This window comes from Coprobacter secundus subsp. similis (genome assembly GCF_015097275.1).
In the GTDB taxonomy this organism is placed as follows: Bacteria; Bacteroidota; Bacteroidia; order Bacteroidales; family Coprobacteraceae; genus Coprobacter; species Coprobacter secundus.
The window spans coordinates 3,437,813-3,453,020 of the sequence record NZ_AP023322.1 but is presented as its reverse complement, the minus strand read 5'-3'; the positions used below and the strand labels follow the sequence as shown (position 1 = coordinate 3,453,020).

Genomic DNA, 15,208 nt, shown 5'->3' with positions numbered 1-15,208 from the left:
CATTTTAGCCTTATCTTATCACTTTAAACGTTTTTACCTGACCATTTATCTTTACAAAAACAATATACAAACCTTTTGCCATGTCTAATGACAGACTTTGCATACCCGACTGAACTTTCCCTTCGAAAACATCTGATAACATCTGGCCTGTCGGTGCATAAATCTTTACAGAGACATTGGTTGCAACATCCGGATTTATATATAATGAATTCCCGACTATATATACATCTCCCATTTTCGCATTCTCTATATCGCTGGTAGAACCTTCTATAACATTCGTATTACTCAACTTAATATCATCAATATATACAATATAGTCTTCCGGGATATTGTCCGTTCTGTCTACCATAATAAAAGCTTTAGCATACTCTCCGGCTTTTGCTCCAGTTAAATCAAAAACGATATTCTGCCATTTTCCGTCAGGAGTATAAGGCACACCCGGAGATTCGAGACTGGCTCCGGCAGGACCACCTTCGACCTTAAAGTTCATTTCACCAGCAGTCGTTTTATAAACCTTTACATGAGCATAACGATATGTATCTACAGCTTTTGTACCCATATTCAAAGCTAATCCGTCGAGTATAATTCCGGCCCAATTATTCGACCCAGCTACCCGCGTAACCTTAGCAACTTTAGCACTATTATTAATTAAATCTCCGGATAAAGGATTATCGACAATTTCCCATGAAGCATTTTCCATGCCTACCCATGCTTTAGTCTCACCTTCAAAATCATCCAAAGTATAATAGGTATAACTATCTGCCGGAACCTCTACATCTGGATTAGGATCCTCTATAAATTTAACATCATCAACATAGCAGATATAATCTCCAACTTTTCCTGCTCCATTGGTCGGTTCTATGGCAAAACCATAAATTTTCCCATCAGGAAACATATTTTCATTTAATAATGAAATGTCATATTTTAATTCGATCCATTCGCCGGCAATTTTATTAACCGGGCTCGTACCATCAGCCTCAGAACCATCGAAGGCAAATTCTTGCCCCTGTTCTCCCGTTAATAAAGTCCATAAAGTTTCATCATCCATAGATGCACCCTCACTAAATATACCATTTTCAATACCGGTTTTAATCGCACTCTCCGAAAGATCCATCCATGAGCCTAACAATTTGAGACGAATTTTCTGTACTTCTGCCGTAGTAGCGACAGGCTGATAAAATTTTATTGAAAAATACTGGTACTTTTTCTTTGTCTGAATTACATCCATCGCATCGATACGCTGCTTCAAGCCACACCAGCGTCCATCCGTCGTATGATATGAAACCACTTTCCGGCTGGTATTGATACCCCCTGCTACCGGATTATCTATTATTTTGACTGTTATCGGATCGATATCGTCACCGAAACCATAAATTTTCTCGGTCGCCTGTTCATAATCAAAACTTGTCTGAGCGTAAAGTCCCCATGTTCCGGCCAATAGTGCCACTGTTAGTAATAAATTTTTCATGCTATCGTGTTTTTATATTTTATGGAATCAAAACTATATTGCATTCTTCTATCTTTAAAATATCTGACTACATTACCGATACTTCATCGAAAAAAAACAATTTTAAGACAACTCTATTTTAGTACTACATTCTTTCTTTATCTTCATTATAGTCTTAGTAATCAATAGAATACGAAGACTATATTTTTAAAATCAGACATCTACCTTATTCAAAATAAGGTGAAACAAAACCTAATTTTCTTAATCCGGCCGACACATCAGGATGAGACATAAATAAATTCCACAATAACTGACTCCTATAATTCTCAATCATGACGATAATAGGACCCTGGTCAATCGCCAAATATGAATCGGCATACCAGTTTTCTCCGGGATTAAATGCGTCTTTAAAACCATATTCTCCCCACAGATTATTCCCCTGAACCTCATAAAAATACCGTAAAGCATCAATGGAATACTCCGGGGTATATGGAACCGACGATAATGCTGCAGTCGGAGTTATCACACCTTTATCATTTGTCGGAGCATGTGCAGAATAACCGTTATTTCCATCGCTAGCCGTAAGCCCCCAACACTGACTGCCATATCCGGAATACCCCTTCGGATTTTCAATACAATATTGCCGGTTAATCAATGTATGTGCTTTCACTTGATTTTCATAATCGGCATATTTATCTTTCAGTCCTCTCGGGTCAAGTCCTAAATATGAATAATGAGAAAAAAACAACGGTCCCCCATACTCACTGCCTAAGGGAAGTTCAATGCCATAATAACTTTTCCCATTGACCATATCTCCGGAACGAGCCCACCCTTGGTGATAAACATCCGCATTTATCGAATACTTCGGTGCAGCCGCCGCCAGTATATAAGTAATCAGACACTCATTATAACCGCGTATCTCATGGTTCATTTCAAAACCATAATTCGGAGACCAATGCCAATATAAGACATTTCTTCCCTGTGTAAACCAAGTCCACTCTGCTTCATTCCAAAGAGTATCAATAATAACCCTAATTCGGGTTTCAACATCATTATTCCGGTTAAAATATTGTCGTGCCGTCAAAAGCCCCTCAAACATGAACGAACTCTCCACAATATCAGCTCCATTATCTTTCGGGCTGAAAGGTATAGTTTTACCGGTCGTCCCGTTTATCCAATGAGCCCACATACCATGATAACGTGTTGCCTTATTTTGAAGAAAATCTACCATCGTCAATAACCGTTCAGCTCCCTGCTCACGAGTAATAAAACATCGTTCTATGCCTACAATCAGGGCCATTACTCCAAAGCCCGAACCTCCGATAGTTACCGTTTCAGGAGTACGGTTGGAACGTTCCCTTGCCAAACCGCTAACCGGATGAGCATAGTCCCAAAAATAACGAAAAGTTTGTTTTTGTGTCAAGTTCAACAATTCCTCATCTGTGAGCACACATTTTCCAAAAACCTGGATAACAGTACTTAGACTTAGAATTATCACTATAAACATTTTACTCATACAATTTTATTTACTAACAGGTTTACCTATCTTTTGAAAGCTAAAACCTACTTAATACTTACTTTCTGAGCAACAACTTTATTTCCTACAATCACCTTACCCAATAATAAACCACTATGTCTCGGGACGAACGACAAAGTATGAAAGCCAGCGTTCAAATAATTATTTCTGTCCTGATATAGCAATTCACCTTGCATATTGTAAAGAAAGAAATTTACATTACAGTCCTGTTTTACTTGTAATTCACAATAGATTTTGTTATCTTTCACAAAAATCCGTATCGGAATATCCTGATTTTCATCTAAACTCGTCATAGTAGCCGGTTCTAATACCAATTTGCGTAATCCAAGAGGATGCCATCCATCGGCAACCGTAGTCAAATTTATATTTTGTAATCCGGCTTGAGAAATGTCGAACGTACCCATTTCAATCAGTTTAAAATTTTCAGGGTTCCATCCTCCTGTTCCCACAAAAGAAATCCGGGATTGACTATTATCGTTACTTAGCGTAAAATTACCGGAATCGAATGCAGCAATCTCTCCTTTCACCTTAAAGCTTCCGGTTTTGGTTATTTTAGTATACCACTGTACCAACTCCTGTGTAGAAGGTACTCCTTTCCAACAACCCAGGCTCACTTTTCCATCACTTAAAGTTTCCCGGCAAATTCCGGTTTCATCTTGTAAAATCGCTGTCTCGGCAGTCAATGTCAATGTACCGTCCTCATCTTGTACTACCGGAGCAACATGCATGTCCAACGGTTCATTTACAACAACCTTGATAGTCGAACTATAAGTTGTCGGAGCTTCAGCGGGAACCTGAATCGTTAATCCCTGTTCTTCTACCGTATAATGCAATGATGAACCGTCTTTTAACAACGATATTTCAGCATTAGCGTTATATAACCCAGGAACAAGCAATTTACCGTCGGCAGGCCAGTCGAACACGTGTAAATACAATGTCGTCCGGTCTCCTTCTACTTTAGAAGTAACTCTTCCGAAAGGAACTCCATTTTCTAACGGACAAGCACGTGTACCGTGTATCGCTTCTGCATTAACTTGCATATAATTATGCAACTCACTCAAAATATAAGAGGATTGTTCAGGAAATGTACCATCTGCTTTTGGTCCTACATTCAACAAGAAATTACCTCCTTTACTAACGATGTCGATTAACTTTCGAATAACATCCGCCGGAGTTTTCCATTCGGTATCGTGCTTACTATACCCCCAGTTATCATTCATCGTCATACAGGTTTCCCAATCATGGCCATCGGCATAACCAGTAGCCGGTACTCCAGGAATGCTCTGTTCCGGTGTTTCATGGTCTCCCGGTGTAGAACCATCGAAACGAAGACGGTTATTCAAAATAATGTGATCACCCTGTCCGCTTTCATATATGGCACCTAACATCTTCTGCTCATACTCCAAGCTAAGATCAGAAACTCCCATATCCCACCAAAAAACATCTACCTGTCCGTATTCTGTCAGCAATTCTTTTATTTGAGGTATACATACTTCATTCACATATTTTTCTTGCGATTCGGCATCCCATTTGCCAAAATAAGGAGCCTTATTTATCTGTGGCATCCAACCTAAGCCTCCTTTATTCCCCCAATCTAAAGAATGAGAATAATAAATCCCTATTTTTATCCCACGTTTACGTGCCGCTTCAATCAACGGTCTCATAACATCACGCTGTGCTCCCGAAGACTTCAGAGCATTCCAGTCTGATGCTTTAGAATCCCATAAGGCAAAACCGTCATGATGTTTCGAAATAAATACCAGATATTTCATTCCGGCATCTGCAGCAGCCTGCATCCATGCCTCTGGATCATAATTCTCACAAGTAAAATCGGCAGCTTTCAGCTTGTATTCTTCTACAGGTATATTCTGCCCAAACATAATCCATTCAGAATAATTTCCTTCTCCATTATGTTTATCGGCTCTTTTACCATTGTATTCACCTGCATAGGCAGAATGTACTCCCCAGGTTATCATCATCCCAAAACGGGCATCACGCCACCAAGCCATACGTTCGTTCCGCTGTTCATCCGTTTCTTTTGTCTGAGCATATAATTTTGGTGTTAATTCGGAGGAATCACCCTCTTCATTAACTGCTTTTACTTGGAAATAATAAATAGTATGCGGCTGTAAACCGTTTATTGTATATTTAGTATCAGTGGTTTCATCTACTTTCACACCATTTTTATATATTTCATATCGAGTCGCGTTATACACCGCATTCCATTCCAGATTAATTTTATCTTCATATTTATTCTCCCTATAAATCCATCCTTGTGGATGGCTTGAATCGGTCGTGGGTTCTTTTATCTTATCCATATTGACCAAACCTGTGACCATCGCCAGCTCTCCGGCTTTCAACGTTGTAAATATAACCTCCGCACTGGCATCGGACTGTTCACAATTGGCATTATTCGCTTTTATCGTAATCTTATATTCCGTTGCAGGTGTTAATTCGGTCAATGTCACAAATGGTGTTGTCACCGTTTTCATTTCGATTCCATTATTATAGACGGTATAAGACACTGCCTCCCCGATATTCACCCATTCCAACTTTACAGAAATTGCGGTAAGTTCTGAAAACGTAACATCCTGTGGTATCATTTCGGTAAAAATGGATAGAGGATTGGGGTCATTATTGAACCGAATATCGTCGATATATACTTCAATTCCAGCCGGACGGTCGGACACGAAATCGGGCATTAACGTCATACGTGAATAAGGTCCTACCGCTCCTTCAAAATCAAAAACAAGATCTTCCCATTTATTTAATTTCTGAGGAGCATTTATACTTGCCATTTCTTTAGCAGCACCTCCGGCAGTAGATTGCTCTATTTTCACCTTCATATACGATTGTTCATCAATACGGTAATATTTCACATGGGCATAACGATATTCCTGAGGTTTTACTAAGGACTGAATTTCTTCTTTCAGATCAAACCAATAACCACCCCAGTTCGGTGTATTAGCGACTGTCCGCTTAAACTTCAACACGTATTCACTGGTATTAATCCCCGATTTAGAAGGATTAGTAACCACTTCATACTGAAAATTTCCCATTTCTCCTCCATTAGAAGAAAAATTCAATTTTCCATTCTCAAAATCATCGATTAGCTGATCTTGTGCCTGTATCGGCAAACTGCAAATCAAAGCCATACTAAATAAGAGATTCTTGATTTTCATTATATTATAAGATTAACGATTAATAATTCATTTTAATTCTACTACTATTACTGAGTTTATTTTATCCGGAGCAGACAATGGAACCTGTAATCGCTGCCCTGCATCACAAGATGTATATAACAGCTCCTCCCGATTCGCATCGGCCAATAAATATGCTTTCCTTATTTCTTTATGGGTAGGCAATAGCAATATTCCGTCCGAAGGCCAGTCGAATACATGTAGATAAAGAGTTGTTTTATTATTCGAGGTTACTTTACGTGTACATCGACCATAAGGAAGTCCCTTTTGAAAAGGATTACTTATCGTCCCATAAATAGATTCACCGTTTATTTCCATCCATTTTCCGACCGTTTTCAATATTTGTGTACTTTCTTCCGGGAAACTTCCATCTGGTGCAGGCCCGATATTTATCAGAAAGTTACCTCCTTTACTTACAATATCTGCCAATTTCCTAATTATTTCCGTGGGAGATTTCCACAAAGTATCATTGGCTTTGTACCCCCAAGTTTCGTTTAACGTCATACAAGTTTCCCAATCTCTCCCGTCAACATAACCTGTCGGTGGTACATCGGGAATATTCTGTTCGGGCGTATTATGATCGCCCCTTTGTTCTGCAGGTTTAATACGATTATCACAATAAATATTATTTACCAAACGGTCGTTCTGAATCAAGCCTTTCTGAATATTATAATGTTGACTAACTGCACTATAGTATTTAGCTGCACGCTCAGGTGTCATTTCAATAGGCATATCCCACCACAATATATCCAGTTTACCAAAATCGGACAGTAACTCGTGTATCTGCGGAATTCCAACTTCATCTATATACTCATCAAATGTACGGACATTCATATCAGGATCCCAACGACGACCGGAGCCACCATTCGCCCAATCAAGTGCCTGTGAAAAATACAGTCCAAATTTCATATTCTGCTTCTTCGCCGAACAGCTAAGCTGAGCGACCATATCTTTTCCGTATGGGGTCGATTTCACAATATTCCAGTCTGTTGTGCGGGTATTCCAGAGACAAAAACCATCATGATGTTTTGCTCCCAAAATCACATATTTCATACCTGCAGCCTGAGCCAGTCCAATCCATTCATCGGGGTCAAAAACCGGTAATGTCAATTTCTTTGCATTCTCCTGATATTCCTTTAATGGTATATCGTATTTTTCCATAATCCATTCTCCATACATATTATCCGAATGATTACGGCTGCAAGGCTGCCATTCGATAGGAGCTCCTATTTTTTTATGATTGCGACCTTTCCCCTCTAAAGCGGCATATACTCCCCAGTGAATAAACATTCCAAAACGAGCTTCCCGCCACCACTTCATTCTCTCATTTCTCTGTTCTTCCGTCTCATTTGTCACGATATGAAGAGGTGAAGACAATCCCGATGATTCTTTTTCATTAATGGCTTTTATCTGATATGTATAATAAGAATATGGATTCAAACCTTTTATTTCGAATTCCGAGAGATTTGTCGAGGCATAATAAACCCCGTTCTCATAAATTTCATATGCCTGAGCTTTATACACCGGAGACCAACATAAAGTTACCCCACGTCTGGTCACATTTTTATAACTATAATCCGCCGGTATTGCCAAACTTCCGATATTTAATGTTTTTACCAGGCATTCGTCACTAAACTCAGACTTCTGGCCTCGATGGTCCACAGCTCTTATACGAAAACGATAATCAGTAAGTGGCTTTAATTTTTCGACCAATATTTCAGAAGAATCAGAACGTAACCACCTTTTTCCATCGGCATACACTTCATAATATTTCACATCAGGAAATTTCTGTACATTGAGACATACTGCCGAAGAATATACTGTACTCATTTCTACCGTCGGTTTTCTTTCAGAAAAAATCATTTCCGGTTCCGGCTCATTACTAAATACAATATCATCGATATATACCGTTATACCCGCTGGACGAGCTCCGCAAAAATCGGGCATAACGGACAGGTTTTCATAATTTCCTTTCCCCGTTTTCAGATCGAACACCATATCTTCCCATACACCTACTTTTTCGGGTTTATTTTCACTCGATTTTTCGATTGTATTCTCATCAAATGTCTGCCTAAAAAGCTTAAATCTCATTTCAGACCGAGCATCTGTCCTAAAATATTTAATATGTACATATCTATACTTTTCAGGTTCAGTCGCATCTTTCCATTCAGGATGAACCGGAATAGAAAAACCAGCCCACTGTTCCTTCCCTTCCGTACGCCGAACCATTCTCAATACTTTCTTACTGGTATTAATACCGGTACGCGATGGATTATCTACAATTTTCATCTCCATATCTCCTATCGGAATCATCTTTCCGACATCGAAAGATGAACTGTTCTTTTCAAAATCAGAAATCAAAGTTTGTCCACATAAGGGTATAAAGGTGGCTAAACCATATATAATTATCATTAATGGTTTTCTCATCATAGTCATTATGTTAACTGAAAATTTCCCCTGTTACTGAATTAAAAATTTCACATTTTAGTTCATCCGAATCTTCAACTTGGCTTCTCCTCCAGAATAAACCATCGTCAAAGTATACACTTCTTCCGTAGTATTTACAAATTGCTCAAAAGACAATGTATTTTCTCCTTGGGCAGCAGATACCTGAATTTCTTTTATCAACCGATTTCCTGAGTCGGTCACCTTAAATGTTACTTCTCCAGCACTTTGGCAATAAAACGGAACGGTATACAATCCAGTATCCGGATGACGACGCAAATCATGAGCTATGGCTTTATAGGTTCCGTTTACATATTCTTTCGTCGTCATCATTAACGGGAATCCAGTCTTATATTCAGGATAATGCAAGCCGGCTACCGACAAACCGTTCTTTAAATCGGCATCTTTCATAAAAAGATTCCAAAGCAAACCCGACCGGTAATTCTCAATCATACATACAATCGGTAACTGATCGATCGCCAAATACTTATCCGTAGACACCCAGTTACGGCTATCGCAATATGCATCGAACGGCCCGTACTTCCCCCAATATTTGTCTTTGTTCGAATACAAATTCCACAGTACCTGCATCGAATAATGCGGAGTATAAGGCATTGACGACAATGCTGCAGTAGGCGCAATCGTTCCCACATCGTTTTTGGGCGAACTGGCTGTATAGCCATCTGTTGCATACGAGGCCGTAAGTCCCCAACTTTTTTCAGAATATTTATTTGTTTTGGGAGCTGTTTCAAGGCAATACGCTCGGTTTATAAGCGTATGCGTCGTATTACGAATAAAATATCCTTTCGTTACAAATTCATCAGCGATTTTTCGGGGATCTAATCCTATAAATGAATAATGAGTGAAAAATAAAGGTCCGCAATAATCGACAGCAGCTTCGATCGTATAACCATTATGCACTCTTTGCATATATCCACTGGTCGATGTCCAAGCATCGTATACTGCACGAGAAACGGGATGAGTCGGGGACGACACGGCAAGGATATAGGTCATCATACACTCATTAAAACCTGTAATCTGCATATTTTTGTTGAATCCGGTATTCGGACTCCAATGCCAATACAAGACATTCTGCCCTTGAGTAAACCAGTCCCACTCCATCTCTTCCCACATCGTGGTTATATTATTCCGAATAATTTCCTCATCTCCGGTACCGGCAAAATACTGTCGCGCAATTAACAAGCCTTCGAACAGAAAAGCGGTTTCTACAATATCAGCACCATCATCACCTTCGCTAAATTGTACAGTTTTTCCCGTTTCGCCATTCATCCAATGAGGAAATGCTCCATGCAACTTCGTTCTCTCCGATTTATTTTTTAAAAAGTCCGTTATTTTCAACATCCGGGCTACAGCTTCCTGGCGGGTAATCCATCCCCTTTCGCACGCAACGACAATAGATGCGATGCCGAAACCGCTTCCTCCAATAGTTACCACACCTTCTCCCGGATAACGTTCATATGCCAGCCCAGATACAGGATGCCCATAATCCCACATATATGAGAAACTTTCTTTTTGGACTAAATTTAAGAGTTTACGGTCTTCCTCATAGGTTTGATCCGGAGTGAAACCGCCCGGTGGCTCTACCGGATTTTCATCCGGATTATTTCCAGAGTCGACAATCGGTTCATCTTCTCCTCCACAGGAAAACATTCCCATCAATCCTATTCCCAATACTAACAATTTAAAGTATCTCTTCATATTTATGTAATAAATTACTAATTGTCTTTCCTTATCCAACATTTTTCCAAACGGCTATCAATATCCGGGATTTTGCGTCAATATATGATTTGACAAATCTATTTGTTCCTGAGGAATAGGGAACAACTCATGTTTTCCCGGTATCCATTTCGCACCTAACACATCTCCGGCAATCCCCCAACGCACGATATCGAAATAACGCTCGTGTTCCATCGCCAACTCAATACGACGTTCAAATCTGATTTTATCACGAAGTTCCGCCTGATTCCGAGTTGTAACCTTAGGTAAAATATCAGGATTCCCTCCACGTGCCCGGTTCCTCACCATTTCTAATTTTTCCAAAGCCTCATCTATCATCTCTTCACCGCCAATCTCATTTGCAGCTTCGGCATTCATAAGTACTACATCGGCATAACGCATCAACCGAATATTAATCCAAGCACCAAAGTACCAATATGAATTAAAATTACGATTGGGCTTAGTCTGTTCGACTAACCAAGGATAAACTTTTTTATTATAATAAGCATTCGGTGCTCCGGAAGGGATTTTTACCCCATCTTCCAACGTTGCTCCCCGTTCCATAATTGTCGCTGCTTTCCGGGGATCTCCGGCTTCATACGCTTCATACAAAGCTTTGGATGGAGTATTAAATCCCCAGCCATAATCAAGAGAGCCTCGAATTCCCTGAACCTGAGCATATTGAGAGCCGATTTCACGACCATAATAGATATTATGTTCACATTGTACTTCAAAAACCGATTCACTACTGTTTTCGCCATCTTCTGTGAATATTTTATCATAAGGTGTTTTCAGATTATATTCGCCCGACTCTATAATTTCTTTCGTCAAATTATACGCCTGTTGCCAATTCTTTTGATAAAGATATGTTTTAGCCAAAAAAGCCTTAGCAGCATCCCGAGTAGCTCTCCCCATTGAAGATATAGGTTGCACCGATTTGGGAGGCAAAATACCCATCGCATATTCAAAATCTTTTTGTATAAAGGCATAAGTCGCATCTATATCGCTACGTGGAGGAGTTTGCTCCGTTTGCTCTAACTGGCGATCGACAATGGATAATCCACCGAACGAACGAACCAGATTAAAGTAATAAACCCCTCTCAGAAAACGAGCTTCTGCTTTCAATAATTCGACCGATTCATCACCAACCTGTATACTGTCCAACGTATTTAGTGCCAAATTACAAGCTGTTATACCCTCGTAATTTCCCTTATACCAACTACTTATAATCCCATTATCGGCATTAAATCTAAAATTGTCAATCTGGGCCTGGTCGGGACCATCAGTTGGGGTACTCCCTTTATCAGCATCGTCAGAAGCGATACTTGTAATAGCGACAAACGGCATGGCAGCGACACTATACTCTCGCATGTGCCCATACGCTTTAAAAACATTGGCCGAATAAAGTATATCTTCACCGAACCCAAGATCCTCTGATGTTACTTTTCCATAAGGCTTTCTATCCAGAAAATCATCTGAACAAGATGTTCCCGTCATTACGAGAGCTAAAGAGGAAATTGCAATTATTCTATTTAGTTTCATTGTTTTTACGATTTAAGTTTCGATTAGAAAGTAAGATTTAAGCCAAAAGTTATTGTTGCCGGCAGCGGATACAGAGAACCACTGTCTACACCTGATTCCAAAGGTGACCCACCTATCTCGGGAGTCCATCCGTCAAATGCCGTCAATGTCAGTAAATTCTGAGCACTTGCATATATTCTAAGACTATTCAAATATATTTTGTGCATCCATGCCTTCGGAAACGTATAGCCCAACTGCACATTCCTCAATCTGACGTACGACCCATTTTCGACGAAGAAATCGGAGGCTCTCATATTATCGGGACGCATATTCGAAAGAATCGGATATTTATTCGATGTACCTTCTCCATGCCAACGATTTTCCCAACATTCCATAAAATTGAACTGGTTATAGTCATAAGGTGCTTTCTTGGAATTATAAATTTCATTTCCTGCAACTCCTGTTATATCGACCCCTAAATCAAAACCTTTATATTCAAGCTTAACATTTACACCAAACGAAAAGGGGGCAAAATAAGATCCTAATATAGTACGGTCATTATCATCAATGACTCCGTTTCCATCTACATCTTTCCATTTAAAATCACCCGGCTTAGCATCCGGCTGATATTTTACTCCTTTATCATTTACATAGTTATCTATTTCAGCCTGATTCTGGAAAATTCCATCCGTCTTGTAGCCATAAAACGAAGCAATTGTCTCACCCACACGGGTTATACATGGACCGCTGAATTTATCGGATCCTCCGCTTCCTAACGACAATACTTTATTTTGCGTGTACGTAAAATTACCACCGATAGTATATCTTAAATTACCAGCTACATCGGAATAATTCAACGAAAGTTCGATGCCTCTGTTACGCATACTTCCTGCATTTGTAATCATATAACCTGAACCAATCGATGCGGGGACCGGCACCTGTGTTAAAAAATCGCGTGTTTTACGATTAAAAAACGTAAACTCTCCTGACAACCGTTGATTCAAGAAACTACCTTCCAGTCCCACTTCAGTACCTTCCATCTTCTCCCATGTCAAATTTAAGTCAGCCATAGAAGTCAGCGTCGGTATGGTTATAATCGAATTTCCAAATACGGCATACGATCCATTGGGGTCGACGAACCGATAATAATCATATCTCCCGCTGGCTCGGTCATTTCCTAAACGCCCCCAGCTACCTTTCAATTTCAAGAAATCGATTTTACTCGTATTATCCCGTATGAAATCTTCTTCACTGATTACCCATCCTAAACCTACCGAAGGAAATGTACCCCAACGATTTTTTTTCAGAAATTTGGAAGAACCATCTCGTCTTAACGTAGCAGCAATGATATATCGGTCTTTATATGAATAATTGACACGCCCGAAATAAGATAACTGCGATTCTTCCGAGAACGAATCACCGTTCGTCGCCGTCGACTTTATGCCCATACCCAGCATCTGTAATTCTTCAGGTACATAATCCATATTACCAGCGACATTTATAGAATCACGACCAGCAGAAAAACCTTCAGAAGCAACATAATTAGAAGTGAAACCCAACATAACATTAAAGCGGTGGTCCCCTATCACATCATCCCAAGTTAAAGTATGTTCCTGTTGGAAAGTACGGTACTCCGTCTGGTCCCGGTTCATTGCCGTTGCTTCTTGTTTATGCATCGAGTCAAGGAAAAATTTCTCTTTGAATACTTTATTCTGATTCATCCCTAAATCGACATAGGCACTTCCATGATATGTCAACTTTTTGAAAAGAACTATGTCTAAAAACGCATTACCTAAAATTCTATATCCCCAAGATTTATTATTATGACTGCCTATCTCCATCGTAGCCACCGGATTATTAATCTGGCCCTGAACAACACGATCGGGCATCATCCAATTACCGTCATTATCTTTCGGTGCATACGTAGGCATTGCATGTACTGCCTGAGTCAGCAAATCACCATATCCTTTCAGGCCGGTATCTTTACCCCAATAGCTCAACGCAACGTTTCCTCCTAACTTAGCCCAATTATTAAATTTATAATCGGTATTGAACCGGGCAGTATACCGTTCATAATTATCATATTTTACGACTCCATCCTGTTTAAAATAACTTAAACTAAAAAATGAATGGCTTTTTTCACTTGCGGTAGATGCACTGATCGATTGACTCGTTATCAAAGCCGAACGAGTAACCTGATCGACCCAATTCGTACCGACACCGGGAACTTGGGGATTAAAAGAGTATTTAGACGCATCAATAATAGCATCCGGATCATCATCCAAAATATCTTGCTTCGAGTTTGTCAACAACTCTCTATACCACTCAGTAAACTGATTCCCATCGGCCAATTTCAGTTTATCTCCAGGCATAATCGTCTGAAAACCGGTATAACTATCTACATTAAAAGTTACCTTACCCTCCTGACCTCGTTTGGTAGTAATGATAATAATACCGTTTGCTCCTTTTACTCCGAACATTGCCAAAGAAGAAGCATCCTTCAATACTTCTACTGAGGCAATATCGCTCGTATTTACAAAATCGATATTATCGGTAAACATACCATCCACAATATAATAAGGGTTAGAATTAGCCATAGAGCCAATACCTCGAATTGTGATTTTAGGAGAAGCTCCTGCATTACCCTGAGTTATTACATCCATTCCGGGAACTTTTCCCTGCAATGCAGACAAAGGAGATATAGATGGGTTAGATTTAATTTCATCTCCCTTCACTGACACAATAGAACCGGTAAGGTCACGTTTACGTATCGTACCGTACCCGATAACAACCACGTCGTCTAATGTTTTTGCATCGGCTGTTAAAACGACATCGATCGTTTGGCGTCCGTTTACTTTTACCTCTTGAGTCTGCATACCGACATAAGAAAAAACCAATGTGGCTCCAGAAGATACTGATATACTATACATACCATCGACATTCGTAACCGTTCCATTATCGGTCCCTTTCTCCAATATATTCGCACCGATAACAACCTGTCCTAAATCTTTGTCAAAGACTTTCCCCGATACGGTAATCTTATTCTGCGCATATGTATAATGTATGGCAATAAATAAACATAATGAGGCTAAAAAGAACTTTTTCATAAATATTAAATTTGTTATTATTTAGATTAACGAAGGCAAATGTATAGGGGGCAAATCGGGTTCACAAATTTTGGCACTCAACGATACTACTTCATTTGAAAAAATATAAAAAAAATGAATTCATTTTGGTACGACAATACTATTTAATACACGTATAATAATCTAATAATTAATTTAATAACAAAATACATTTTCTAAATTCTAATCTACAAAA

The 15,208-nt window shown here is 39.4% G+C and carries 7 protein-coding genes; all 7 read right to left on the bottom strand.

Annotation, left to right across the window (positions count from 1 at the left end; genetic code table 11):
• Window positions 1–10 precede the first annotated feature (10 nt).
• The 7 genes from Cop2CBH44_RS13725 to Cop2CBH44_RS13695 all read right to left on the bottom strand — a co-directional run bounded on the left by Cop2CBH44_RS13725 (window position 11) and on the right by Cop2CBH44_RS13695 (window position 14,994).
• Window positions 11–1,468 carry a T9SS type A sorting domain-containing protein gene (locus Cop2CBH44_RS13725; protein WP_055097668.1) on the bottom strand — a complete coding sequence of 486 codons (1,458 nt, stop codon included), beginning with the start codon at window positions 1,466–1,468 and terminating at the stop codon, window positions 11–13.
• 205 nt (window positions 1,469–1,673) lie between these two features.
• Entirely contained in the window at window positions 1,674–2,954 is a 1,281-nt protein-coding gene (locus Cop2CBH44_RS13720; RefSeq protein WP_246469216.1) for a glucoamylase family protein, read from the bottom strand.
• Between the two features lie 56 nt (window positions 2,955–3,010).
• The gene (locus tag Cop2CBH44_RS13715) at window positions 3,011–6,166 is read right to left on the bottom strand and encodes an alpha-L-fucosidase (protein WP_200755032.1); all 3,156 of its coding nucleotides are present in this window, start codon (window positions 6,164–6,166) and stop codon (window positions 3,011–3,013) included.
• A 27-nt stretch (window positions 6,167–6,193) separates the two neighbouring features.
• Complete coding sequence (locus Cop2CBH44_RS13710; protein ID WP_200755031.1) at window positions 6,194–8,614, bottom strand: alpha-L-fucosidase; 2,421 nt, start codon at window positions 8,612–8,614, stop codon at window positions 6,194–6,196.
• Between the two features lie 54 nt (window positions 8,615–8,668).
• A complete protein-coding gene (locus Cop2CBH44_RS13705; RefSeq protein ID WP_246469129.1) occupies window positions 8,669–10,348 on the bottom strand; it encodes a glucoamylase family protein in 1,680 nt (559 codons plus the stop codon).
• A 57-nt stretch (window positions 10,349–10,405) separates the two neighbouring features.
• Complete coding sequence (locus tag Cop2CBH44_RS13700; RefSeq protein WP_200755030.1) at window positions 10,406–11,908, bottom strand: RagB/SusD family nutrient uptake outer membrane protein; 1,503 nt, start codon at window positions 11,906–11,908, stop codon at window positions 10,406–10,408.
• A 23-nt stretch (window positions 11,909–11,931) separates the two neighbouring features.
• Window positions 11,932–14,994, bottom strand: coding sequence for a SusC/RagA family TonB-linked outer membrane protein (locus Cop2CBH44_RS13695; protein WP_200755029.1), 3,063 nt, complete (start codon window positions 14,992–14,994; stop codon window positions 11,932–11,934).
• Window positions 14,995–15,208: the final 214 nt, after the last annotated feature.